General features: G+C 70.0%; 23 protein-coding genes. 10 read left to right on the forward strand and 13 right to left on the reverse strand.

Annotation, left to right across the window (positions count from 1 at the left end; translation table 11 throughout):
- Nucleotides 1–5 precede the first annotated feature (5 nt).
- Entirely contained in the window at nucleotides 6–824 is an 819-nt protein-coding gene (locus AB0N68_RS08315; protein WP_060922883.1) for an ABC transporter ATP-binding protein, read from the forward strand.
- 507 nt (nucleotides 825–1,331) lie between these two features.
- On the opposite strand, the gene pgm is transcribed toward AB0N68_RS08315, so the two are convergent.
- The gene (pgm, locus tag AB0N68_RS08320) at nucleotides 1,332–2,975 is read right to left on the reverse strand and encodes a phosphoglucomutase (alpha-D-glucose-1,6-bisphosphate-dependent) (RefSeq protein ID WP_187662450.1); all 1,644 of its coding nucleotides are present in this window, start codon (nucleotides 2,973–2,975) and stop codon (nucleotides 1,332–1,334) included.
- A 45-nt stretch (nucleotides 2,976–3,020) separates the two neighbouring features.
- On the opposite strand from pgm, the gene pheA reads away from it, so the two are divergent.
- The gene (pheA, locus tag AB0N68_RS08325; RefSeq protein ID WP_280566159.1) at nucleotides 3,021–4,004 is read left to right on the forward strand and encodes a prephenate dehydratase; all 984 of its coding nucleotides are present in this window, start codon (nucleotides 3,021–3,023) and stop codon (nucleotides 4,002–4,004) included.
- Nucleotides 4,005–4,246: 242 nt separating this feature from the next.
- Here the strand turns inward: pheA and AB0N68_RS08330 are convergent, their stop codons facing one another.
- The 5 genes from AB0N68_RS08330 to AB0N68_RS08350 form a co-directional block, all read right to left on the reverse strand.
- A complete protein-coding gene (locus tag AB0N68_RS08330) occupies nucleotides 4,247–4,453 on the reverse strand; it encodes a methyltransferase (protein ID WP_101848254.1) in 207 nt (68 codons plus the stop codon).
- 101 nt (nucleotides 4,454–4,554) lie between these two features.
- The gene (locus tag AB0N68_RS08335) at nucleotides 4,555–5,112 is read right to left on the reverse strand and encodes an endonuclease domain-containing protein (RefSeq protein WP_313362710.1); all 558 of its coding nucleotides are present in this window, start codon (nucleotides 5,110–5,112) and stop codon (nucleotides 4,555–4,557) included.
- Nucleotides 5,113–5,894: 782 nt separating this feature from the next.
- Nucleotides 5,895–6,932, reverse strand: a complete 1,038-nt coding sequence (locus tag AB0N68_RS08340; RefSeq protein ID WP_187662446.1) for an LLM class flavin-dependent oxidoreductase — start codon at nucleotides 6,930–6,932, stop codon at nucleotides 5,895–5,897.
- A gap of 36 nt (nucleotides 6,933–6,968) precedes the next feature.
- The gene (locus AB0N68_RS08345; protein ID WP_259953410.1) at nucleotides 6,969–7,196 is read right to left on the reverse strand and encodes a DUF2795 domain-containing protein; all 228 of its coding nucleotides are present in this window, start codon (nucleotides 7,194–7,196) and stop codon (nucleotides 6,969–6,971) included.
- Nucleotides 7,197–7,262: 66 nt separating this feature from the next.
- Nucleotides 7,263–7,685, reverse strand: a complete 423-nt coding sequence (locus tag AB0N68_RS08350; RefSeq protein WP_025105470.1) for an Hsp20/alpha crystallin family protein — start codon at nucleotides 7,683–7,685, stop codon at nucleotides 7,263–7,265.
- A 125-nt stretch (nucleotides 7,686–7,810) separates the two neighbouring features.
- Here AB0N68_RS08350 and AB0N68_RS08355 point away from each other — a divergent pair, with 125 nt between their 5' ends.
- Together AB0N68_RS08355 and AB0N68_RS08360 are read left to right on the forward strand one after the other, a co-directional pair.
- Nucleotides 7,811–8,119 carry a MerR family transcriptional regulator gene (locus tag AB0N68_RS08355; protein WP_187662444.1) on the forward strand — a complete coding sequence of 103 codons (309 nt, stop codon included), beginning with the start codon at nucleotides 7,811–7,813 and terminating at the stop codon, nucleotides 8,117–8,119.
- 57 nt (nucleotides 8,120–8,176) lie between these two features.
- Entirely contained in the window at nucleotides 8,177–9,907 is a 1,731-nt protein-coding gene (locus tag AB0N68_RS08360; protein ID WP_292795430.1) for a cation:proton antiporter, read from the forward strand.
- Nucleotides 9,908–10,070: 163 nt separating this feature from the next.
- Here AB0N68_RS08360 and AB0N68_RS08365 read toward each other — a convergent pair whose 3' ends face one another.
- From AB0N68_RS08365 to AB0N68_RS08390, 6 genes are all read right to left on the reverse strand, one after another.
- Complete coding sequence (locus tag AB0N68_RS08365; protein WP_280566149.1) at nucleotides 10,071–11,492, reverse strand: dicarboxylate/amino acid:cation symporter; 1,422 nt, start codon at nucleotides 11,490–11,492, stop codon at nucleotides 10,071–10,073.
- Nucleotides 11,493–11,636: 144 nt separating this feature from the next.
- Nucleotides 11,637–11,978, reverse strand: a complete 342-nt coding sequence (locus AB0N68_RS08370; RefSeq protein WP_280566147.1) for a hypothetical protein — start codon at nucleotides 11,976–11,978, stop codon at nucleotides 11,637–11,639.
- 162 nt (nucleotides 11,979–12,140) lie between these two features.
- The gene (locus AB0N68_RS08375) at nucleotides 12,141–12,377 is read right to left on the reverse strand and encodes a helix-turn-helix domain-containing protein (protein WP_060922489.1); all 237 of its coding nucleotides are present in this window, start codon (nucleotides 12,375–12,377) and stop codon (nucleotides 12,141–12,143) included.
- Nucleotides 12,374–13,126, reverse strand: coding sequence for a hypothetical protein (locus tag AB0N68_RS08380; RefSeq protein WP_363332494.1), 753 nt, complete (start codon nucleotides 13,124–13,126; stop codon nucleotides 12,374–12,376). Before AB0N68_RS08380 ends, AB0N68_RS08375 begins: the two co-directional genes overlap by 4 nt.
- On the reverse strand, nucleotides 13,126–13,758 hold the full coding sequence (locus AB0N68_RS08385; protein WP_187662439.1) for a hypothetical protein: 633 nt from the start codon (nucleotides 13,756–13,758) through the stop codon (nucleotides 13,126–13,128). The genes AB0N68_RS08380 and AB0N68_RS08385 overlap by 1 nt, the downstream gene beginning before the upstream one ends.
- Entirely contained in the window at nucleotides 13,758–14,381 is a 624-nt protein-coding gene (locus tag AB0N68_RS08390; protein WP_280566142.1) for a hypothetical protein, read from the reverse strand. Before AB0N68_RS08390 ends, AB0N68_RS08385 begins: the two co-directional genes overlap by 1 nt.
- Nucleotides 14,382–14,556: 175 nt before the next feature.
- Between AB0N68_RS08390 and AB0N68_RS08395 the strand changes: the two genes are divergently transcribed.
- The 4 genes from AB0N68_RS08395 to AB0N68_RS08410 all read left to right on the forward strand — a co-directional run bounded on the left by AB0N68_RS08395 (nucleotide 14,557) and on the right by AB0N68_RS08410 (nucleotide 19,165).
- Nucleotides 14,557–17,088, forward strand: a complete 2,532-nt coding sequence (locus tag AB0N68_RS08395; RefSeq protein WP_071329948.1) for an ATP-dependent Clp protease ATP-binding subunit — start codon at nucleotides 14,557–14,559, stop codon at nucleotides 17,086–17,088.
- Nucleotides 17,089–17,292: 204 nt separating this feature from the next.
- Nucleotides 17,293–17,793 carry an amino-acid N-acetyltransferase gene (locus tag AB0N68_RS08400; RefSeq protein ID WP_259955273.1) on the forward strand — a complete coding sequence of 167 codons (501 nt, stop codon included), beginning with the start codon at nucleotides 17,293–17,295 and terminating at the stop codon, nucleotides 17,791–17,793.
- Nucleotides 17,794–17,853: 60 nt separating this feature from the next.
- Complete coding sequence (locus AB0N68_RS08405) at nucleotides 17,854–18,504, forward strand: hypothetical protein (RefSeq protein ID WP_187662437.1); 651 nt, start codon at nucleotides 17,854–17,856, stop codon at nucleotides 18,502–18,504.
- 241 nt (nucleotides 18,505–18,745) lie between these two features.
- Nucleotides 18,746–19,165, forward strand: a complete 420-nt coding sequence (locus tag AB0N68_RS08410) for a dehydrogenase (protein ID WP_187662436.1) — start codon at nucleotides 18,746–18,748, stop codon at nucleotides 19,163–19,165.
- Between the two features lie 18 nt (nucleotides 19,166–19,183).
- On the opposite strand, the gene radA is transcribed toward AB0N68_RS08410, so the two are convergent.
- Nucleotides 19,184–20,551, reverse strand: coding sequence for a DNA repair protein RadA (gene radA / locus AB0N68_RS08415; protein ID WP_187662435.1), 1,368 nt, complete (start codon nucleotides 20,549–20,551; stop codon nucleotides 19,184–19,186).
- A 100-nt stretch (nucleotides 20,552–20,651) separates the two neighbouring features.
- On the opposite strand from radA, the gene AB0N68_RS08420 reads away from it, so the two are divergent.
- Nucleotides 20,652–21,326 carry a helix-turn-helix transcriptional regulator gene (locus AB0N68_RS08420; RefSeq protein WP_187662434.1) on the forward strand — a complete coding sequence of 225 codons (675 nt, stop codon included), beginning with the start codon at nucleotides 20,652–20,654 and terminating at the stop codon, nucleotides 21,324–21,326.
- A complete protein-coding gene (locus AB0N68_RS08425) occupies nucleotides 21,313–22,728 on the forward strand; it encodes a cytochrome ubiquinol oxidase subunit I (RefSeq protein ID WP_187662433.1) in 1,416 nt (471 codons plus the stop codon). The genes AB0N68_RS08420 and AB0N68_RS08425 overlap by 14 nt, the downstream gene beginning before the upstream one ends.
- Nucleotides 22,729–22,741 lie beyond the last annotated feature (13 nt).

Genomic DNA, 22,741 nt, shown 5'->3' on the forward strand with positions numbered 1-22,741 from the left:
TCGTCATGGACACTCACGTTCAGCAGGAACGCGGACCCGCGGCCACGAGCACAGCTCCGGCGCTCGAGGTCTCGGATCTCGCGATCACCTTCGCCTCCAAGCGGCGCCAGGTCACGGCCCTCGAGGGCGTCGACCTGCGCGTCGAGGAGGGGGAGTTCCTCTCCATCGCCGGGCCCTCGGGCTGCGGCAAGTCGACCCTCCTGAAGGCCGTCGCCGGACTCACCGCGCCGAGCCGGGGCAGCATCCGCCTGCGCGGCGACGAGGTCCGGGGTCCGCGGCAGGACATCGGCTACGTGTTCCAGCGGGCGGCGCTCCTGGAATGGCGCAGCGTCCGCGGCAACATCCTCCTGCAGGCCGAGATGCGCGGGATGGACATGCGCAAGGCCCAGGCCCGTGCCGACGAGCTCATCGAGATGACCGGCCTCACCGGCTTCGAGAAGTCGCTGCCGCACGAGCTCTCCGGCGGCATGCAGCAGCGGGTGTCGCTGTGTCGGGCGCTGCTGCACGAGCCGCGGGTGCTGCTCATGGACGAGCCGTTCGGTGCCCTCGACGCCCTCACGCGCGAGCGCATGAACGTCGAGCTCAACCGGATCTGGAGCGCCACCGGCACGACCGTGCTGCTCGTGACCCACTCGGTCGCGGAGGCCGTCTACCTCGCCAGCCGCGTCATCGTGATGGGTCCGCGCCCCGGACGGATCCTGGAGGAGCACCGCGTCGACCTCCCGGCCCGCCGCGGCTACGCCGACGTGCTGGAGACGGAGGAGTTCCACCGCGTGTCCAGCCGCGTCCGCGAACTCCTCGGCTCCTCCACCGACGCCGACTGACCCCGTCCCGCCCCGCCCCACCCCACCCCGTCCCGCCCCGCCCGGGATCGAAACCGCCCCTCCGCGAAGGCCCCCAGGGACGTTTTGGATCCCGCGACAGGGGTGGCCGGCGGGACGGGATCGAAACCGCTCCTCCGCGGTCTTCCGGAGCGACGTTTTCGATCCCGCGACAGGGGTGGCCGGCGGGACGGGATCGAAACCGCTCCTCCGCGATCTCTCGCAGGGACGTTTTCGACCCCGCGACCGGGAGCGGTGGGCGGAAGACGGGCGGCCGACCTGCGACAACGGAAGGACTCGTCGCCACGGCCTTGGGACGTACGCGCGCACTCGGCGGATTCGCTCGACCCGGGTCGCGGGATCGATTACGTCCCTCTCCGGCGCGTGCCAGGCGCACTCTCGATCCCGCACGAGGTGTCCACCGGGGTGCGGGATCGAAGACTCCCCTCGGCGGTGGCCGAGGGGAGCGGTTTCGATCCCGCGGCACCTGCGGATCCCGCGGGGGCGGAGTCAGTCGCCGAGGGCGGCGGACACCACGGCGCGGGCTTCGGCCTGCACCTCGGCGAGGTGCTCGGGGCCGCGCAGGCTCTCGGCGTAGAGCTTGTAGACGTCCTCGGTGCCGGACGGCCGCGCGGCGAACCACGCGTGCGGGGTCTGCACCTTCAGGCCGCCGATCGCCGCACCGTTGCCGGGAGCGTGTGAGAGCTTCGCGATGATGTCCTCGCCGGCGAGGGTGGTCGCCGTCACCGATTCCGGAGTCAGCTTGCCCAGCGTCGCCTTCTGCTCAGGGGTGGCCGGGGCGTCGACGCGCTGGTAGGCGGACGAACCGAAGGCGTCCTCGAGTTCCGCGTAGCGCTGCGACGGGGTCTTGCCGGTCACCGCGAGGATCTCCGCCGCGAGCAGGCAGAGGAGGATGCCGTCCTTGTCGGTCGACCACACGGAGCCGTCGTGCCGCAGGAACGAGGCCCCCGCCGACTCCTCGCCGCCGAACGCCACGGAACCGTCGAGCAGCCCGGGCACGAACCACTTGAAGCCGACCGGGACCTCCAGCAGACGCCGCCCGAGCGACTCGGCCACGCGGTCGATGATCATCGACGACACGAGCGTCTTGCCGACCGCCGCCTCGCGCGGCCAGTGCTCCCGGTGCGAGAAGAGGTAGTCGATGGCGACGGCGAGGAAGTGGTTCGGGTTCATGAGCCCGGCGTCGGGGGTGACGATGCCGTGCCGGTCCGCGTCCGCGTCGTTCCCGGTGAGGATGTCGTAGTCGCCCTTCTTCGCGACGAGCGACGCCATGGCCGACGGAGACGACGGGTCCATCCGGATCTTCTCGTCCCAGTCGAGGGTCATGAAGCGCCACGTGGGGTCGACCTCGGGATTGACGACCGTGAGGTCGATGTCGTGCATCTCGGCGATCAGCGACCAGTACTCCACCGAGGCGCCGCCCAGCGGGTCCGCGCCGATACGTACGCCGGCGCGGCGGATCGCCTCGATGTCGATGATCGACGGGAGGTCGCGCACGTAGGCGTCGCGGAAGTCGTATCCGGTGATGGCGTCCCAGTCCACGTCGGCGAAGCGCTCGCGGCGCACCTCGGCCAGGCCGCCCGCGATGAGCTGGTTGGCGCGGTCGGCGATCCAGCCGGTCGCATCCGTGTCGGCGGGACCGCCGTGGGGCGGGTTGTACTTGAAGCCGCCGTCGCGGGGCGGGTTGTGCGAGGGGGTCACGACGATGCCGTCCGCGCGGCCCGGGTCGTCGGCGGCGCGGTCGCGGTTGTACGTGAGGATCGCGTGACTCAGCGCCGGGGTCGGCACCCAGGAGTCCCGGGCGTCGACGCGCACGTCCACTCCGTTCGCGAGCAGGACCTCGATGGCGCTCCGCTCTGCGGGGAGGGAGAGGGCGTGGGTGTCGCGCCCCAGGAAGAGGGGGCCGGTGATGCCCTGCGCCGCACGGTAGTCGACGATCGCCTGGGTCGTGGCGAGGATGTGGTTCTCGTTGAAGCTCTTGGTGAGCGACGAGCCGCGGTGGCCGCTGGTGCCGAACACGACCCGTTCGCTCGGGACGTCCGGGTTCGGCACGCGGTCGTAGTAGGCGGCGATCAGCTCGTCGACGTCGATCAGGTCACTTTCCTCCGCGGGGAGGCCGGCACGGCTGCTCATGCACTCAGTCTGCCCCGTGCGGCGGATGCTCGCATCCGGCTTGACATGCGGGATTGCGATGAGTCACCGAGGGATAGGCTGAACGCCGTGACTGCACGCCGCACCTACAGCTATCTCGGACCAGCCGGAACCTTCACGGAGGCGGCGCTCGACCAGGTGGCCGAGGCCAGGGGGCAGGACTGGCGGCCGGTGCACAACGTGGGTGAGGCGCTCGCGGATGTGCTCGAAGGACGCAGCGACGCGGCCATGATCGCGATCGAGAACTCCATCGAGGGCGGTGTGTCCACCACGCAGGATGCGCTGGCGACTCTGCCGGGGCTCCGGATCATCGGCGAGTACCTCGTGCGGGTGAACTTCGTCCTCGTCGCACCGCGCGGCACCACTCTCGACCAGGTCGAGGTCATCGCCGCGCACCCTGTCGCCTACGCGCAGTGCCACGGCTGGCTCGGCGAACACCTTCCGACCCACTCGCACGTGCCGGCGGCGAGCAACGTCGCCTCGGCCATCGGTGTCCTCGACGGCAGCTCGCCCGCGCAGGCCGCGATCGCCGCCCCGGGTATCGTGCAGCACTACGACGTGGACGTCCTCGCCGAGGGCATCGGCGACAACGCGGCGGCCGTGACCCGGTTCGTCCTCGTCACGCGGACCACGCGTTCGCCCGTGCCGACCGGTGCCGACAAGACCTCGTTGATCGTGGAGCTCCCGCACGACCACCCTGGTTCGCTCCTCGAGATGCTGGAGCAGTTCTCGACGCGCGGCATCAACCTCTCGCTCATCGAGTCCCGGCCCATCGGCGACGAGCTCGGCCGGTACCGGTTCGTGATCGACGCGGACGGTCACATCGAGCACGAGCGGATGGCCGACGCCCTGCTCGGGATCCGCCGCTTCAGCCCCCGCGTGGTGTTCCTCGGGTCCTATCCCCGTGCCGATCGGCAGATCGTGCAGTACCCCGACCGCTACTCGGACGAGGTCTTCATCGAGGCCCGCGACTGGCTCCGCGGCATCCTCTCCGGCGAACCCGAGGCCTGAGTCTCGCCGCGGCCCGTGCGTCGCGCGCCCCCGTGTGCCGTGCGCATGCGGGATCCATCTCGCGCCTCCCCGACGCGGGCAACGCGCGGATTCCGTCCCGCAGTCCCGCAGTCCCGCAGTCCTGGACATACCCACGCGGAGATACCGCCTCGCTCCCGCGGTAGCGATCACTGCGGGATCAGATTCGCGCCTCGCCCCGTCGCGGGAGGCGCCTTTTCGATCCCGCACGCGTGGTGGGGTGCTCAGTGCTCCTGGAACCGCGGCCAGGCGCTGCCGGGCAGCATGCGGGCATGTAGCGCGCCCTTCGCGGAGGCGAGGCTGGGATAGGTGCCCGCTGCCGCGTCCGCTCCCGCCATGGTCACCACATAGCCGTCCTCATCGTGGCGGATGCTCCCCACCACACCGTTCGTCCCGTAGGCGACCCACAGTGCGAGTGTCTTGGTGCTCATCGTCGAACCCCTCTCTCTGCGGCCGAGGCTACGCCTCAGTGCGGCCCGGGGCCAGCCCCTTCCCGGGGAGAAGCCTTCCCGTTCGGCCCGTGACACGGACCTCAACCCCAGAGCTGGCGTCGAACGTCGAGCGCACGACGGACGCGCGCGGCGAGAACCGTTCCGCCATCGCGAAGATCGAGCTCGGTCATCCGGATCACGAGCCACCCGTGGTCTTCGAGGTCGCGTTGGCGCCGGATATCGGCCCGCCACTGATCGCGGTCCGTCCGGTGGCCGTCGCCTTCGTACTCGATGGCGATGCGGTATTCCGGATAAGCGAGGTCGACCCTGGCGAGGAAGCGTCCGCCCGGGGAGACGACGTGCTGGACGGCGGGCTCCGGCAGTCCGAGGCTCACGAGCAGCAGGCGGGTCTCCGTCTCCTTCGGGGACTCGACACCCGGGCGCGCGAGCGGCAGCGCCTCTCGGATGCGGCCGCACCCGGGGAAGCGTCCCCATCGCACCAAGTGCCGTTCGATGCTGTCCGCGGTTGCCACAGGCCGGCCCGTCCTCAGCCCCGGATAGACATCGGACGCCGTTAGGAGGGCATCAAGCGCGACGACCATCGGCGTCGACGCGAACTCCCGTGCACACAGGAACAGTGTGCTGACCGGGTCGACCATCGGCACTCCGTTGACGTCCCACGCATCTGCCCGTCCGGGCGCGATACGGCGCCCCCGGACACCGGCCGTCCGGGGCGGTGATGTCCCGGTGGGCACAGCGACATCGAGGGGCTCGCTGGGTGACCAGCGGACGGGTGTGGGAAGGCCCCACAGTCGCAGGGCCGTACGGCCGGCGAAGGCCTGGCCCTGGCGGAGGCGCGGCAGGTAGGAGGCGACTCGATCGTCGAAGGTGGCGGGCTCCACCGTCGACCGCACGCCGGCGAACGGCCGCGAGAGGTCTCGGCTGGAGTACCTCTTCCGCCCGACCCCGATGGCAGCGGCGTCACGGACGGCGAAGTGAGGGCCGAGGTCAGGTGGAAGAGGGATCCGGTGTCGCATGCGTCCATGCTGTCCGTGGCGTGCCCGCCCTCCGACGGTCTCCTCTCGCTCCGTCCGGCTCCTGTGGAAAACCCGAACCTACACGGACCTGTGGCGAAGACGTCCCCGTCGAGCGGGATCAGAGATGCCCCTCCGATGGCGGTCCGAGGCACGTTTCTGGTCCCGCGTGCTGAGGCGCGCGGCGCACATGGCGTGAGCGAGGGGGCGGCGGGTGTCAAGGGTGCGGGATCAGAAAGGCGCCGCGCAGGGCAGGCGGGGGACCGTTATCGATCCCGCACCTCGGAAGGGGCCGGACCCGGGATCAAAAGAGTGCCGGCCGGACCGCGCCGGGGACCGTTATCGATCCCGCGACGTGACTCACGCGCCCGCGACGCGACTCACGCGCCCGGGACGCGAGACGCGACTCACGCGCCCGCGACGAGCTCCAGCGTCTGGGCGCGCCCCGCAGCCGAGTCCTTCGGCTCCGCGTCGTAGGCTCCGGCGACCGGGGAGAGCATGACCTCGTCCACCCCGTAGGTCGTCGCGAAGGAGCGGACCTCCGCGGCGACGGACTCCCCGGTGCCGACGAACCACCGTGACCGCGCGGCCTCGACCACCTGGTCCGTCGCGGCGTCGTGCTCCGCGGCGAGGGCCTGTTCGACGGTCTCCAGTGCGACGAGCGGCTGGTTGAGCCGGAGTCGCGCCATCATCCGCAGCTGCGGGAGGGCGCGGGCCTCCGCCTCCTCCGCGGTCGGTGCCGCGACGGCGTTCACGGTGAGGAAGGTCCGCGGCTCCGGATGCTCCTCGCTCGGACGGTAGTTCGTGCGGTAGAGGTCGAGGGCGCGTTCCAGGCCCTGTCCGGAGAAGTGGTTCGCGAACACGTACGGCAGGCCGAGGGAGGCGGCGAGCTGTGCGGAGTAGTCGCTCGACCCCAGCAGCCACACCTCGGGCACTCCTGTCGCGGCGGGGGTCGCCCGCACGGTGTACTCCCCGCCGGAGGTGAAGCGCACGGTGGCGCCGTCGGCGGTGAAGAGCGCCGCGATGTCCTGCACGTGCCGGGGGAACTGCTCCACGTCGCTGGTGGTCCCGGATCCCCGGAGGAGCTGGGTGATCACGGGGTCGCTGCCGGGCGCGCGGCCGAGGCCCAGGTCGATACGTCCGGGTGCGATGGCCTCCAGGGCGGCGAACTGCTCGGCCACGATGAGGGGCGCGTGGTTCGGGAGCATGACGCCGCCGGAGCCGAGACGGATGCGGGAGGTGCGCGTGGCGGCGGCCGCGATGAGGACCGGCGGCGTGGTCGAGGCGACCGCGGGCATGTTGTGGTGCTCGGCGAACCAGTACCGGCGGTAGCCGAGCCGGTCGGCGGTCGCGGCGAGGGAGAGGGAGGCGGAGATGGCCTCGGCGCTGGTCTGGCCGGAGCGGACCGGCACGAGGTCGAGGACGGAGAGGGCGACGTCGTTCATCTCCGGATGCAACCTCGGCGGCCGCTCCGGCATTCCCTATGCGGCGAGTCGCGAGGCGGGGGTGAGCGCGTCGGCGAGAGCGGTGCGGGCGAGGCGGTAGCGGATGAGCCAGGCGGCGCTGTAGCTCTGTTCGGGCAGGTCGCGCAGCACCGCGCGATCTTCCGCCGGCAGTCCGTCCCGCGCCGCTTCGCGCAGGAGATCGTCGCGGGTCGCCGGGTACTCCATGTCGGCGAGGAAACGGTCGAGGGTCGGGGAGAGTGCCATGATTCGTCCTTTCCGTGAGAAGAGGAGAAGAGCGGGGGCGGCGCGAGTGCACCGCCCCCAGGATGATCAGGCGTCGATCGCCTGGCGCTGTTCGCCGGACTCGACGACGATCTTGCGCGGCTTCGCCCGCTCGCTGACGGGGATGACGACCGACAGGACACCGCTCTCATACGAGGCGCTGATGTTGTCGAGGTCCACACCGTCGCCGAGCGAGAACTGGCGCAGGAACGACCCGGCCCCGCGCTCGCGGGCGAGCCAGCGCACGCCCTCACGGGTGTCGGCCGTGCGCTGGGCGCGGATCGTGAGCTGACCGCCGTCGAGGTCGACGTCGATGGAGCCCGGGTCGGCGCCGGGGAGGTCGGCGTGCAGGATGTAGCGGTCCCCGTCGCGGTACAGGTCCACCGGCATCGACCGGGGCGCGCGCACGGAGTCCAAGACGCTCGCGGCGAAGCGGTCGAGCTGGCTGAAGGGATCGAAGGTCAGTGCCATGAGGTTTCTCCTTTCGTGCGGCCCTGCAAGGGCTGAGGTGGTGTGCAGATTATCTGCACGTCAGGTATAGATTTGTTATAGAACACTTGCAGGATTCTTCGCAACCCCGACCTGAGGACACCCGGATGACCGCACGCGACTCGCGCACCCCGCTCTACGGCATCGCCGTCGCCGCCCAGCTCGTCGATCTGCCGGAGGCGACGATCCGACTCTTCGAGAGCAAGGGGCTTCTCGCGCCCGCTCGCAGTGACGGCGGCACGCGTCGGTACAGCGACGACGACATCACCCGCCTGCGTCGCGCGGCCGAACTCCGCGGGGACGGCATCAACATCGCCGGGATCGCGCGGGTCCTCGACCTGCAGGACGAGAACGCGGGCCTCCGCGAAGCCCTCGATGCGGACGGGCCGGGACGGGAGCGCCCCGTCCGCGACTGACACCCCGCCCATGCTCCGCGGACCGGGGAGCGCGGACGACGCCGCTACGCTTTCCGCATGGAAGCCGGGATCTTTTACGTCCTCGTCGGAGCCGTCGCCGTGGCCGCCGTCGCGCGGTGGCGAGGGTGGCCCGCACCGCTGCTCGTGACCGTCGTCGCGCTGGCCGCGTCGTTCCTGCCGTTCGTGCCGGAACTGGAGATCGACGGGCATCTGCTGCTCGGCCTCGTGCTGCCGCCGTTGCTGTACTCCGCCGCCCTCGACGTGTCGTTCGTCGGGTTCAAGCGCAGCCTCCCGCAGATCCGCCGTCTCGGGATCTGGCTGGTGCTGCTCACCGCGTTCGCCGTCGGACTCGTGGCCTGGTGGATCCTGCCGTCGCTCACGCTGCCGGGCGCGCTGCTGCTCGGGGCCATCGTCGCTCCGCCGGACGCGGTGTCGGCGGCGGCGATCGGTCGTCGTCTCGGTCTGCCCCGCCGCATCATGACGGTGCTGTCGGGGGAGAGCCTCATCAACGACGCGACCTCGCTCACGCTCTACCGGGTGTTCGCCGCGATCCTCGCCGGAGCGACCGTGTCGATCGGGGGCGGCGTCGGGCAGTTCCTCCTTGCTGTCGGCGTAGGGGTGGGGATCGGGCTCGTCTTCGGGATCGTGCTGCACCAGCTCCGGATGCGCATCGGCGACCCCGTCGTGATCGGAACCTTCGGTCTTCTCGCCCCGTTCGGTGCGTACAACATCGCGGAGCATCTGCTCGGCTCCGGCGTCCTCGCGGTCGTGGCCATGGGCCTCTTCGTCGGCTTCAACGCCCCGCGCACCGACTACACGACCCGGCAGCAGGAGGCGCCGCTGTGGCTGTCGGCCGACCTGCTGCTGGAGAGCTTCGTGTTCGCCTACATCGGCCTCCAGTTCCCGCGGGTGCTCAACGACCTCGGCAGCGAGTCGGTGGGGCACATCCTCCTGCTCTCCGGCGCCGTGCTGCTCGTGGTGCTCGTCGTCCGGCCGCTCTACATCTACCCGATCAGCGCGTGGTCGAACTCCCAGGACCGCCGCCGGCTCGCACGCATGGACCGTGGCATCGCGTCCGGGGAGTTCGACGAGCGTCGTCGGCGGTCCCGGCGGTGGCGCGACCAGAGCACGGACGAGCTGCGGACGCAGATCGTGCGGGAGCGCATGGCGGGTCTGCGGCTCACGTGGAAGGACAACGCGGTCATCTCCTGGGCGGGCATGCGCGGCGTGGTGACCCTGGCGATCGCGGTGGCCGCCGCCGACCTGGCCGGCCTCGACACCGAGGCCGCGCACGCCATCGTCGTGGTCGCCTTCATCGTCACCGTCGGCACGCTCCTGCTGCAGGGGCTCACGCTGCCGCTGCTCATCCGGCGCTTGGAGATCGCCGGGGATGAGGAGCACGAGGAGGACGTCGCGGCGCTGGAGACGGTCAAGGCCAAGAGCCGCGAGGCGGGCAAGGCCTATCTCGCCGAGAAGCGTCGGGAGTGGGAGCAGAAGCACGGCGAGGTCGACCTCGGCATGTTCGACGCGTTCACGAAGCGCATGACCCGGGTGGAGAAGGACACCGACGACGCGCAGCAGGTCGAGGACACCGTGGCCCGCCCGTCCTACGACGACCTCGTCGCGCTGACCAAGGGATGGCTGCAGGTGCGACGGGAGATCCTCGTCGCGGAGCGCGATGCCGGGGAGCTCGACGAGGAGGTCATGCGGGAGCTGCTGGCCGCGATGGACGCCGAGGAGCTCGCGCTCGACACCCGCGGCGCGACCCGCCCCCTGAGTCGCAGCTGACCCCTCCTTCCCCTCGACCCACCCCCTTCCGGTCGACCCACCCCTCTGCGACCGCCCGCAACGGGCCGGGACGCACGCAAAGGGGTGGGTCGACGGGGTGGAGAGGGGGAGACAAGAGCGCCCCACCTCCGGAAGGAAGTGGGGCGCTCGTGAGGAGACCGGGTCAGCGCGCGCCGGCGGGCTCCGGGGTGGAAGCGGCGTCGGCCTCGGGGGCGTCGTCGCCGGAGTCGTCGGCGAAGGGCAGGCCCTCGCGGGGTGCGTTGTAGAGCTCCTCGTCGAGGATGCCCTCGCGCTTCGCGACGATCGCGGGGACGAGTGCCTGACCCGCGACATTCACCGCCGTACGGCCCATGTCGAGGATCGGGTCGATCGCGAGCAGCAGACCGACGCCCTCGAGCGGCAGTCCCAGGGTGGACAGCGTCAGCGTGAGCATGACGACCGCGCCCGTGGTGCCGGCGGTGGCGGCGGAACCGACGACCGAGACGATCACGATCAGCAGGTACTGCACGAAGTTCAGCTCGATGCCGAAGAACTGCGCCACGAAGATCGCGGCGATGGCCGGGTAGATCGCGGCGCAGCCGTCCATCTTCGTCGTCGCGCCCAGCGGCACCGCGAACGAGGCGTAGGAGCGGGGGACGCCGAGGTTGCGCTCGGTCACGCGCTCCGTGAGGGGGAGCGTGCCGATCGAGGAGCGGCTCACGAAAGCGAGCTGCACTGCGGGCCACACACCCGAGAAGTACTGCTTGATGGAGAGGCCGTGCGTGCGCACCAGGATCGGGTACACGACGAACAGCACGAGCGCGAGGCCGATGTAGACCGCGCCCGCGAACCAGCCGAGGGAGGCGAGCTTCTCCCAGCCGTACTTGATGACGGCGGAGCCGATGAGGCCGAACGTGCCCAGGGGCGCGATGCGGATGATCCACCACAGCACGCGCTGGATGACCTTGAGCAGCGACTCGGTGAAGACGAGGAACGGCTCGGCCTTCTTGCCGGCCTTGAGCGCCGCGATGCCGACGACGGCCGCGACCACGATCACCTGGAGGATGTTGAAGCCGACGCTCGAGGTGAACGCACCCTCGGTGGCGCCGGGGGAGGTGCTGACGGTCAGGCCGAGGAAGTTCTGCGGGATGAGACCGAGCAGGAAGTTCCACCAGGTGCCGACCGTGTACGGCTCGCCGGGCTCCAGGCCGTCGCCGGCGTGGCTGCCCGGCTGGATCACGAGGCCGAGGACGATGCCGATGATGACCGCGATGAAAGCGGTGATCGCGAACCACAGGATCGTCTGGCCGGCGAGGCGGGCGGCGTTCTGCACGCGACGGAGGTTCGAGATGCTGGCGACGATCGCGGTGAAGATCAGCGGGACGACGGCCGCGCGGAGCAGCGTCACATAGGAGCTGCCGATCGTGTCGAGGGTGGCCGACAGGGCGGTCGGGTTCTCGGCCGTGGCGCCGAGCTGGCGGCCGATCAGACCGGCGGCGATGCCGAGGACGAGGGCGGCGATGATCTGGAAGCCGAACGAGGTCAGCAGCTTCCGGACCGGCCCGCGGGTGTCTGGCGCCTTCTGGGCGCGTGCGGTGGTGCTCATTGAGGTGGGGACTCCAGAATCGCGGCGCGCCGGGTGCACGCCATGAGGCTCAACGCTAGGAGAGCCTGAGAATTCCCTGGGCGGATATGACGAAGGATGACGGCCGCCCTCCCGAGGCCGTCATCCCTCGCTGCGATCCCGCCCTCAGGGCGTGACGCAGTCTTGGAGGTTGTCCTGGATGATCTGGGTCGTCAGGGCCTTGTCTGCCTCGTCCCGCTGCTTGTCCTCGCCGTCGGCGATGTAGCCGAGCGTCTCATCACTGAGGTCGGAGTCGACCAGGGCCTCGGCCAGGCAGGTGGCGGCATCGTCGGTCATGGCCTCTTCCTGCGGGGTGCCCTCGAAGACCTTCTGGATGCCGTCGGCGACATCGTCGACCGAGGGGCGGCTCTCTCCGGCGCAGGCGGCGAGGGAGAAGGCGAGGGCAGCGGCCGGGACGATCGCCAGGAGGCGGAGGCCGCGACGCGAGGGGATGCGGGTGCTGATCATGGGACGACCGTATCCACTCACAGCCGACTCATAGAAGGGGCTTGCAATCCACTGTGTGACCGTGCTCGCCCTTCCGCCGACCCACCCCTCTTCGTGCGTCTCGGCCCCCTGCGTGCGTCCGCAAGAGGCCGGGGCGCGCTCAAGGGGGCGGGTCGACGGGAGTCAGCGATCGGCGAGGACGAGGAGGTCGCCGACCTCGCAGTCGAGCGCCTCGCAGATGGCCCGCAACGTGGAGTAGCGGATCGCGCGGGCGCGGTCGTTCTTCAGCACGGACAGGTTCACGATGCTGACGCCCACGGCGGCGCTCAGCTCCGTCAGCGTCATCCCGCGAGCCGCCAGCAGCTCGTCCAGACGGCAGTGAATGCCCGTGAACTCGTCGTCGCTCTCCGCCGGGCTCACACCAGCCCCTCCGTCTCGCGCTCCAGGGCGGCCCGCTCCTGCTCCACGCGCATGCCCTGACGGAACACCGCGGCGAGGGCGAGGAGGCCGAGCGCCGCGGCGAACGGCAGCGGTGTCACGGTGAGCCAGTAGGTCTGCGGATACCAGGCGCTGTCCGCCGGCAGGGCCTCCCGCAGTCCGGTGGTGGCGGCGATGCCGTTGAGGAGGTCCGAGAGAACGCCCAGCGCCCCGAACGCGATCGCACCCCCGACGAGGGCGCGGGTCACGGTGCGGGAGAACGCGCGGCCGCGGAGGGTGTGGAAGCAGATGAGCGCGAGGACCACGGCGGGGATCGTGGTCAGGGCGAGGGTGCTGAGCTGTGCGGCCGCAGCGAGGAGGCGCAGCCCGAGCGAGGCGTTGCCCACCGTGAAGTCCGACAGCTCCGTGCCGCCGCAGGTGAGCATGGTCGTCGTGCTGTCGCCGTATTCCGAGCACGGGAGGCTCGAGGGCCAGTCGAGGAAGACCGTCGTCGCACCGTGCAGCTCCGCCCAGTCCACGGTGAAGGCCTTGACGACGATGACCACCGCGCCTAGCGCGGAGAGCGTGATCCACCACCCGGACAGCGTGAGCGCCGCGTCGAGGGCGACCGTGCGACTGCCACGGCGACGGCTGTTCCAGACCACGAGGGCGACGACGGCCGCGCAGACCGCGAGCGCGATCCCGATGTTGAGCAGAGACGGCCAGACGGCCTCCGAACCGAACGAGATCATCAGACCAGTCCCTCCGTCTCCTTCTCCAGCACGACCTTCTCCTGTTGCAGCCGGATGCCGCGACGGAACGCGACGGCGATGAGGCCGACGGTGACCCCGGTGGCGAAGATCGGCGCGATCGCCCAGAACTCGATCGGGTGCACGGGTTCCCCGTCGCCGAGGCCGAGCGCCGCGGTCACGCCGTTGCGTCCCATCGTCTCGAGCATCACGATCGCCATCGGCGCGAGCACCAGTGTCCAGCCGATCACGTCGAAGGCGCGCGCATTGCCCGGCACGAAGAACCGTCCGCGGAGGAAGTTCCAGGCGACGAGCGTGACCGCGCCGATGACGGCGACGGCGGCCAGGGCCCACAGTGCGATGGCGGCGACGATGGCGGCGATCGACACGCTGTTCACCCCCGTCGCGAAGACCATCGCCTCCTGCGCGATGCCCTCGATCGAGATCTGCCCGGAATCGGTGGTCGCCGAGATCGGCTGCTCGTCGATGGGGAGCGTCCACGCGATCCCGTCGTCGCGGAAGGTGCCGCCCACGCGGAGCACCGTCGCGATGCCGACGGTCACGAGGGCCGCCGCCGCATAGAGGATGACGGTGATCGCATCGGCCCGCTCGGAGCGGGTGGCGGTGGTGGCCATCAGACCAGTCCCTCCGTGTCGCGCTGCAGGCGGCGGCCGATGGTGAAGACACCGGCCACGAGAGCCAGCGCGAACGCCCACCCGACGGGTGCGAGATCGAACTCCATGAGCAGCGTCCACAGGACGTCCTCGACCGCGGGGTCGGTCGCGGCGAGGTCCTTCACGATCTCTGCCCGGCCGATGCCGCCGGCGAGCTGGCCGAACAGCGTGCCCGCCATCAGCAGACAGGCGGCGACGGCGAACATCCACCCGAGGGAGGCGCGGAACGGGCGGGAGCGGATGAGGGAGACGCCCAGCCACCACACCACCGCGCACAGGGCCACGGTGGCGAGCGCGGGCAGCGCCGTCTCCAGAAGCAGCAGCCAGCGGGCGCCCGTGGGCGGCGCGGTGAGGGTGACGAGGGCGGAGTCGACGGCGGCGCCCTCGATCCCGGCGACCCCGTCGAGGGTGGAGAGGTCGACGTCGTGCACCGGCATCGCGACCGTGGGCGACGGGGAGAACAGGGCGCCGGCGGCCTGGGCGACCGCGACGATGGCGCCGATCCCGACGCTGACGGCACCGGTGGCGATGAGCCCGAGCGCGATGCCGTCGGCGAGCGAAGGGCGTCTTTCCGTGGCGAGCATGTGCTCCTCCTGTGGGTCGGTGTTTATCGACTTTCGTTAACATAACGACTGTCGATAAACCCGTCAAGGCCTCGCTATGCCCACGGCGAACACGGGCATACCCGCCATTTCTGGTCGTTACTCTCGATGTACAAGCGCTTCATGCGTCTTCGCCCCGTGCGAATAAGGAGTCAACATGTTCGAGAGATTCACGGACCGAGCCCGTCGAGTGGTCGTCCTCGCCCAAGAAGAGGCGAAGATGCTCAACCACAACTACATCGGCACCGAGCACATCCTGCTCGGCCTCATCCACGAGGGCGAGGGCGTCGCAGCCAAGGCGCTGGAGTCGCTCGGCATCTCCCTCGACGCCGTGCGCGAGCAGGTGCAGGACATCATCGGCCAGGGTCAGCAGCAGCCGACCGGCCACATCCCGTTCACGCCGCGCGCCAAGAAGGTGCTCGAGCTGAGCCTCCGCGAGGCCCTGCAGCTCGGTCACAACTACATCGGCACCGAGCACATCCTCCTCGGCCTCATCCGCGAGGGTGAGGGCGTGGCCGCTCAGGTGCTCGTCAAGCTGGGCGCCGACCTCAACAAGGTGCGGCAGCAGGTCATCCAGCTGCTCTCCGGCGCTCCGGGCCGCGAGCCCGCGTCCGTCGGCGCGCAGTCCAACGACACCCCGTCGGGTGCGCAGGGCGGCTCGCAGGTGCTCGACCAGTTCGGTCGCAACCTCACGCAGGCCGCGCGCGACAACAAGCTCGACCCGGTCATCGGGCGCGAGAAGGAGGCGGAGCGGGTCATGCAGATCCTCTCCCGCCGCTCCAAGAACAACCCCGTCCTGATCGGCGAGCCCGGCGTCGGCAAGACCGCCGTCGTCGAGGGCCTCGCCCAGGCGATCGTCAAGGGCGATGTGCCCGAGACGCTGAAGGACAAGCAGCTCTACTCGCTCGACCTCGGCTCGCTCATCGCCGGGTCCCGCTACCGCGGTGACTTCGAGGAGCGGCTGAAGAAGGTCACCAAGGAGATCCGCACGCGCGGCGACATCATCGTCTTCATCGACGAGATCCACACCCTCGTGGGTGCGGGCGCCGCCGAGGGCGCGATCGACGCGGCCAGCATCCTCAAGCCGCTGCTCGCGCGCGGTGAGCTCCAGACCATCGGCGCCACCACGCTCGACGAGTACCGCAAGCACTTCGAGAAGGACGCCGCGCTCGAGCGCCGCTTCCAGCCGGTGCAGGTGAACGAGCCGACGCTGCCGCACGCGATCAACATCCTCAAGGGGCTGCGCGACCGGTACGAGGCGCACCACAAGGTGCAGATCACCGACGGCGCGATCGTGGCTGCGGCGAACCTCGCCGACCGCTACGTCTCCGACCGCTTCCTTCCGGACAAGGCCATCGACCTGATCGACGAGGCCGGCGCACGTCTGCGTCTGTCGATCCTGTCGAGCCCGCCCGAGCTGCGTGAGTTCGACGAGAAGATCGCCGCCGTGCGCGAGCAGAAGGAGATCGCCTCCGAGGAGCAGGACTTCGAGAAGGCCGCCTCCCTGCGCGATGAGGAGAAGAGCCTCCTCGCCGAGCGTCTGCGTCTCGAGAAGCAGTGGCGTGCGGGCGACGTCGCGACCCAGGCGGTCGTCGACGAGGGCCTGATCGCCGAGGTGCTCGCCCAGGCGACCGGCATCCCCGTGTTCAAGCTGACGGAGGAGGAGTCCAGCCGACTCGTCTTCATGGAGAAGGCGCTGCACCAGCGCGTCATCGGTCAGGAGGAGGCCATCGCGGCCCTCTCCAAGACCATCCGTCGTCAGCGTGCCGGCCTCAAGGACCCGAAGCGTCCCTCCGGCTCGTTCATCTTCGCCGGCCCCACGGGCGTCGGAAAGACCGAGCTGGCCAAGGCGCTCGCGGAGTTCCTCTTCGACGACGAGGCCGCGCTCATCTCGCTCGACATGAGCGAGTTCGGCGAGAAGCACACCGTCTCGCGGCTGTTCGGTGCCCCTCCCGGGTTCGTCGGCTTCGAAGAGGGCGGTCAGCTCACGGAGAAGGTGCGGCGCAAGCCGTTCAGCGTGGTCCTCTTCGATGAGATCGAGAAGGCCCACCCGGACATCTTCAACTCGCTGCTGCAGATCCTGGAAGAGGGTCGCCTCACCGACGGCCAGGGTCGGATCGTGGACTTCAAGAACACGGTCATCATCATGACCACCAACCTCGGTGCGCGTGACATCGCCGGAGGCCCCGTGGGCTTCCAGATCGAGGGCAACAACGCCACGAGCTACGAGCGGATGAAGGGCAAGGTCAACGAGGAGCTCAAGCGGCACTTCAAGCCCGAGTTCCTCAACCGCGTCGACGACATCATCGTCTTCCCGCAGCTGAGCAAGAGCGAGCTGGTGCAGATCGTGGACCTGTTCACGAAGCGCCTCGGCGAGCGTCTGCTCGACCGCGACATGACGATCGAGCTGTCGCAGTCGGCCAAGGAGCGCCTGATCGAGATCGGCTTCGACCCGGCTCTGGGTGCTCGTCCGCTGCGTCGCGCGATGCAGCACGAGATCGAGGACCGTCTGTCGGAGAAGATCCTGCACGGCGAGCTCGACTCGGGCGACCACGTGAAGGTCGACGCGAAGGACGGGGAGTTCCTGTTCGAGCACGGCCCGCGCGGCGAGAAGGTCGCGGTCGGTGTCAACACCGGCGGCGGCGCGATCTCCGGCACGCCCGACCTGGCGATCACCGGCAACGACTGATCCTCGACCCGGTCACCCGAAGGGGCGGATGCGACAGCATCCGCCCCTTCGTCGTCCCCGCTCCGCCGCCCTCCTGGCCACAACTTCGGAGATGGCAGACGACACGCGGGGGCGCAGCCTCTGGGCGGCGGGGTGTCGGTCGGGATCTCCGAAGCTGTGCCCCGTCTGAGAGCCGACGGGAGGAGCGGGTCCTAGGCTGGTCGGGTGAGCGCGTACATCGTCCGGCCGGCCCGCAGCGCCGACATCGTCAGCATCCGGAACCTGCTCCAGCCGATGGTGGAGCAGCGCATCCTGCTCGGCAAGGACCTCGCCGTGCTCTACGGCGCCGTGCAGGAGTTCGTCGTCGCCGAGGCCGACGGCGAGCTGATCGGCTGCGGCGCGCTGCACGTGATCTGGGAGGACCTCGGCGAGGTGCGCACCCTGCTCGTCCGCGACGACTGGCTCCATCACGGCGTCGGTCGGGCGATCGTCGAGCAGCTCGAGGAGAACGCGCGGGCGCTCGGGCTCACGCGCCTGTTCTGCCTCACGTTCGAGGTCGATTTCTTCGGCCGTCGCGGCTTCACCCCCATCGGGGAGCAGGTCGTCGATCCGGACGTGTACTCGCAGCTCCTGCGCAGCGGCGACGCCGGCGTCGAGGAGTTCCTCGATCTCGCGCACGTGAAGCCGAACACGCTCGGCAACACCCGGATGCTCAAGGTGCTCTGAGCCCCGGACGACCGCTCGCGCCTCCCAGGCTCGTGGAGGGGGATCGCTTAACCTGGAGGCATGCCCCGTCACTCCGCCGCCGTCTATCGTCGTCGGCGGTTGGCGGTGCTGTTGGGACTGCTCCTCGTCCTCGCGCTCGTCGGAGCCTCCGTCTGGCTCCTCGTCGCACGACCGTGGGCGGCCGCCGACGGGCAGGGGACCGCACCCGCGCCGACCTCCTCCGCCACCGCCGGTCCGACGCCGTCCGGGTCAGCCTCGCCGTCGCCCTCACCCTCGCCCTCTGCGGACGCCACTCCGGCCGTCGTCGCGTGCGAGGCGAAGGACGTCGAGGTGAAGGCCGTGACGGATGCCGAGTCATACGCCGACGGTGCTTCGCCGAAGCTCTCCATCTCGCTGACCAACAAGGGCACCAGGGACTGCACGATCGACGTCGGCTCCACGACCCAGGTCTTCACGGTCTCCAGCGGCTCGGACGTGTGGTGGCGGTCGACCGACTGCCAGGAGAACCCCAGCAGCATGATCGCCACACTCACCGCGGGATCCACCGTGGTGAGCAAGGAGCCGGTCGTCTGGGATCGCACGCGCTCCAGCGTCGAGACCTGCGCGCAGGAGAACCGGCAACGGGCTCCCGGCGGTGGGGCCTCGTATCACGTGGGCGTCTCGATCGGCGGTTTCCCCAGCGCCACGACCACCCAGATCCTCTTGTTCTGAGGGCGTGACCGGCACTTGTGCTGACAGGGCTCACTCTTTGGGATACCATAGAGGTGACTCTCCCGATATGCGGCAACATGCCATCCCCAGTGGCGTCGAATCACAGCGTCCCCAGCGCTTCGACACCGCCGCTCGAGAGTCCGAGGGCCCTCTCGAGTACCCCAGTCCCCAATGGAGGACTCGAGAGGGCCCCAATCTTTCCCCGGCGCCGCCGCGTCGCCCCGATGCCTAAGCTGGATGCATGGCAGCGAAGAAGGCGAAGTCCGGGAAGAGCGCGAAGAAGAAGCCCGCCCCCGAGGACTTCCGGTCCGAAGCGCTCGCGCTCGCGCTCGAGAAGCAGGACGTCGCCGCAGTCGCGCTCGCCCTGCGGCACGGCACCACCGTCGTCCCGCTCATCAAGCCGGGCGCCCGCGACAACCCGCTCGACAGCGGCGAGGTCTGGACCTACCGCGACCCGAACTCGGGTGACCTCGCCCTCCTGCTGTTCAGCGACGCGAAGAACAAGCCGGCGAACCTGCCGCCCGGCGTGGGCATCTACGACGCGACCTGGCTGCGGGCGTTCCTCTCCGCGCACCCGATCACGACCGTGTTCCTCGACATCGCAGGACCGCACCCGATGCAGGCCGACCCGGTGGAACTGCTCAAGGCCCTCGACGCCTGACCTCAGCCGCGCTCCGGCTCAGAACGGCGGGATGTCCCGGTCGGGCCGACGGGTGCTGTTCCGTGCCCTGACGTCTCCCAGCGCGGCACGCAGCGTCTTCGAACGGTCGTCCACGACCTGCTCGTAGCCGAGTCGCGCGGCTTCGGACCGCCGCTGCGCCGCCTGCGTCACCGGCCGCACCTCACCCGCGAGACTGAGCTCGCCGACGGCGGCGACCGTACGCGGGACCGAGATCATCTGGATGGATCCGGCGACGGCGATCGCGATGGCGAGGTCGGCCGCGGGCTCCGTGAACCGCACGCCGCCGACCGTGGACACGTACACGTCGAGGCTGCCGGTGGGCACGCCCGCCCGGCGCTCGAGGATGGCCAGCACCATGGCCACCCGCGAGGAGTCGAGGCCGTGCACGATGCGGCGGGGGTTCGGGGCGTTGCTCGGCACGGTGAGCGCCTGCACCTCGACCGGGAGAGCGCGACGGCCCTCGAGGGAGATGGCCACACAGGTCCCGGGTTCGGAGGCGCCCTGCGACAGGAACAGACCGGACGGGTCGGGGACCTCGGCGATGCCGTCTCCGGTCATCTCGAAGCAGCCGACCTCGTCGGTGGGGCCGAAGCGGTTCTTCAGCGCCCGGATGAAGCGCAGCGAGGTCTGCCGGTCGCCCTCGAAGTGGCACACGACGTCGACGAGGTGCTCCAGCACCCGGGGCCCCGCGACCTGGCCGTCCTTGGTCACGTGCCCGACGATGATGATCGGCAGGTCGCGCTCCTTCGCCACCCGGATCAGGGTCGCGGCGACCTCCCGCACCTGGCTGGGCTGACCGGCCGCGCCGTCGGTGAGGGACGACGACACGGTCTGCACGGAGTCGACGATGACGAGCTGCGGCTGCACCTCGTCGATGTGTCCGAGGATGGTGGCGAGGTCGGTCTCGCTCGCGAGGTAGAGCTCGTCGTGCAGCGCGCCCGTCCGCTCCGCCCGCAGCCGCACCTGGGCCGGCGACTCCTCCGCGCTCGCGTACAGCACCCGTCGCCCGCTCCGCGCCGCTTGCGCGGCGACCTCGAGCAGCAGGGTCGACTTGCCCACGCCGGGCTCGCCGCTGAGGAGGATCGCGGCTCCCGGCACGATGCCGCCGCCGAGCACACGGTCGAACTCGCCGACGCCGCTCGTGCGCCGCGGGGCGTCCTGGGTCGTGATCTGCGTGATCGGTCGTGCGGCGCGATCGGCGGTCGGGGCGAGCGCGTTCACGCGACGGAGGATCCCGGTCTGCGCGGCCTGCTCCTGGACCGTGCCCCACTGCTGGCACTCCCCGCAGCGGCCGACCCACTTGGCCGTCGTCCACCCGCACTCGGTGCAGACGTACGCGGGGGGAGCGGGTTTCCGGGTGGCCATGCCCCCAGGCTATCGGCGGGATCAGACATCCCTATCGACCAGGCGATTATTCACGGCCCGGTTCCCCCGACGGCCACCGGTCCCGGCCGATAATTGAGACATGTCCAACGGCGGGTCCGTCTGCGGGCCGATCTCCAGCTACTCCCGGGTGCGCATCCTGCACCTCCTCTTCGAGGCCGGGCACTCCGGTGCCTCCGGAGAACTCGCGATCGGCGACCTGTGCGAGGCCACCGGCCTCCACCCGAACACGGTGCGCGAGCACCTCCAGCGGCTCATCGAGGGCGGCTACGTGATCCCGACCGTGGAGCACCGCACCACCCGGGGCCGTCCTCGAACGCTGTACCGTGCCGCCACCGGCGCCCCCGACGCCTCCAGCCCGGTCGCGCGGAACAAGGCCAAGGCCGCCGCCCGTCGCGGCGACCTCCTCCGCAGCGTCCTTCCCGGCACCGGAAGCGCCCTCGGGAGGGACGCCACCTACCAGCTCGACGCCCTCGTCGAGCACCTGGAGGAGAGCGGTTTCGAGCCGGTCGTGGATGACCGCGGGCTGACCGTCGACCTGAGCCCGTGCCCGCACGCGGCCGGCCGGCCGGAGGACCGCCCGATGCTGTGCCAGGTGCATCTCGGCCTGATGCAGGGCATCCTGGCAGAAGCGGGGGGTCCGCTCGAAGCCGAGTGCGTGCGCGAGGCCGCGCTGCCCTCCGAATGCACCGTGCAGCTGCGCGACACCGCCGCGCAGGCGTCGAACAGAACGGGAGTCGCTCATGGAATGGCTTGATCCGCTCGCCCTGGCCCGATGGCAGTTCGGGCTGACGACCGTCTACCACTACCTCTTCGTCCCGCTGACGATCGGCATGGCGCTCGTCGCAGCCATCTTCCAGACGGCGTGGGTGCGCACGGCCAAGGTCCAGTACCTGCACCTCACCCGCTTCTTCGGCAAGATCTTCCTCATCAACTTCGCGATGGGGGTCGTCACCGGCATCGTGCAGGAGTTCCAGTTCGGGATGAACTGGTCGGACTACTCCCGCTTCGTCGGTGACGTCTTCGGCGCCCCGCTCGCCTTCGAGGGCCTGCTGGCGTTCTTCTTCGAGGCGACCTTCATCGGCCTCTGGATCTTCGGCTGGGACAAGCTCCCGCAGAAGATCCACCTCGCCACCATCTGGTGCGTCTCGATCGGCAGCATCCTGTCGGCGTACTTCATCATCGCCGCCAACGCGTTCATGCAGAACCCGGTCGGCTACACGTACAACGAGGTGACCAACCGCGCCGAGCTCACCGACTTCTGGGCGCTGCTGACCAACCCCGTCGCCCTCGCCGCGTTCCCGCACACCATCTTCGGCGCGCTCATGTTCGCCGCCGGTGTCGTGATCTCGGTGTCCGCCTGGCACCTGGCCCGCGGGCAGCACTTCGACACCATGCGCGTCTCGCTGAAGTTCGGCCTCTGGGCGATGATCTTCTCCACGGCGGGCGTCGTGCTCACCGGTGACCAGCTGGGCCTGGCGATGTACGCCGCGCAGCCGATGAAGATGGCCGCAGCCGAGGCGACGTTCAACACGGTCTGCGGCGCCGACGCCTCCTTCAGCATCTTCACGCTGGGCACGCCGGACGGCAGCTCCGAGCTGTTCTCGATCCGGGTGCCGTACCTGCTGTCGCTGCTGTCGACCCACACGCTCGACGCTTGCGTGCACGGCATCAACGACCTGAACGCCGAGTACGCCCAGACCTACGCGAGCACCGGCCTCACCGACTTCGCCCCCGTCCTGTGGATCACGTACTGGTCGTTCCGCTGGATGATCGGCCTCGGCATGGCCGCCGCCCTCGTCGCCGTCGCCGGCCTCTGGGTCACGCGCAAGAAGGCCACGAAGCCGGTCGCACCGTGGATGTGGAAGGTCGCGATCTGGTCGTTCCCGCTCGCGCTCGCCGCCAACATCATGGGCTGGGTGTTCACCGAGATGGGCCGACAGCCGTGGATCGTGTTCGGCCTGATGTCCACCCGCGACGGCGTCTCGCCGGGGGTGAGCGGACTCGAGGTCCTGATCTCGCTGATCGCCTTCACCGCGATCTACGCCGCGCTGGCCGTCGTCGAGGTCAAGCTGATCGTCAAGGCCGCCCAGAAGGGGCCGGACACCGACGAACAGCCCCATGAGGAGACGGCTCAGCTGCCGTCGGTCGTGTACTGAGAGGAACGAGCAT

Source organism: Microbacterium meiriae (assembly GCF_040685015.1).
GTDB classification, from domain to species: Bacteria; Actinomycetota; Actinomycetes; order Actinomycetales; family Microbacteriaceae; genus Microbacterium; species Microbacterium meiriae.

Coding starts and splice junctions, on each gene's coding strand:
- AB0N68_RS08315 (WP_060922883.1), top strand. CDS start 6: ATGGACACTCACGTTCAGCAGGAACGCGGACCCGCGGCCACGAGCACA.
- pgm (WP_187662450.1), bottom strand. CDS start 2,975: ATGAGCAGCCGTGCCGGCCTCCCCGCGGAGGAAAGTGACCTGATCGAC.
- pheA (WP_280566159.1), top strand. CDS start 3,021: ATGCGGGATTGCGATGAGTCACCGAGGGATAGGCTGAACGCCGTGACT.
- AB0N68_RS08330 (WP_101848254.1), bottom strand. CDS start 4,453: ATGAGCACCAAGACACTCGCACTGTGGGTCGCCTACGGGACGAACGGT.
- AB0N68_RS08335 (WP_313362710.1), bottom strand. CDS start 5,112: ATGGTCGACCCGGTCAGCACACTGTTCCTGTGTGCACGGGAGTTCGCG.
- AB0N68_RS08340 (WP_187662446.1), bottom strand. CDS start 6,932: ATGAACGACGTCGCCCTCTCCGTCCTCGACCTCGTGCCGGTCCGCTCC.
- AB0N68_RS08345 (WP_259953410.1), bottom strand. CDS start 7,196: ATGGCACTCTCCCCGACCCTCGACCGTTTCCTCGCCGACATGGAGTAC.
- AB0N68_RS08350 (WP_025105470.1), bottom strand. CDS start 7,685: ATGGCACTGACCTTCGATCCCTTCAGCCAGCTCGACCGCTTCGCCGCG.
- AB0N68_RS08355 (WP_187662444.1), top strand. CDS start 7,811: ATGACCGCACGCGACTCGCGCACCCCGCTCTACGGCATCGCCGTCGCC.
- AB0N68_RS08360 (WP_292795430.1), top strand. CDS start 8,177: ATGGAAGCCGGGATCTTTTACGTCCTCGTCGGAGCCGTCGCCGTGGCC.
- AB0N68_RS08365 (WP_280566149.1), bottom strand. CDS start 11,492: ATGAGCACCACCGCACGCGCCCAGAAGGCGCCAGACACCCGCGGGCCG.
- AB0N68_RS08370 (WP_280566147.1), bottom strand. CDS start 11,978: ATGATCAGCACCCGCATCCCCTCGCGTCGCGGCCTCCGCCTCCTGGCG.
- AB0N68_RS08380 (WP_363332494.1), bottom strand. CDS start 13,126: ATGATCTCGTTCGGTTCGGAGGCCGTCTGGCCGTCTCTGCTCAACATC.
- AB0N68_RS08385 (WP_187662439.1), bottom strand. CDS start 13,758: ATGGCCACCACCGCCACCCGCTCCGAGCGGGCCGATGCGATCACCGTC.
- AB0N68_RS08390 (WP_280566142.1), bottom strand. CDS start 14,381: ATGCTCGCCACGGAAAGACGCCCTTCGCTCGCCGACGGCATCGCGCTC.
- AB0N68_RS08395 (WP_071329948.1), top strand. CDS start 14,557: ATGTTCGAGAGATTCACGGACCGAGCCCGTCGAGTGGTCGTCCTCGCC.
- AB0N68_RS08405 (WP_187662437.1), top strand. CDS start 17,854: ATGCCCCGTCACTCCGCCGCCGTCTATCGTCGTCGGCGGTTGGCGGTG.
- AB0N68_RS08410 (WP_187662436.1), top strand. CDS start 18,746: ATGGCAGCGAAGAAGGCGAAGTCCGGGAAGAGCGCGAAGAAGAAGCCC.
- radA (WP_187662435.1), bottom strand. CDS start 20,551: ATGGCCACCCGGAAACCCGCTCCCCCCGCGTACGTCTGCACCGAGTGC.
- AB0N68_RS08420 (WP_187662434.1), top strand. CDS start 20,652: ATGTCCAACGGCGGGTCCGTCTGCGGGCCGATCTCCAGCTACTCCCGG.
- AB0N68_RS08425 (WP_187662433.1), top strand. CDS start 21,313: ATGGAATGGCTTGATCCGCTCGCCCTGGCCCGATGGCAGTTCGGGCTG.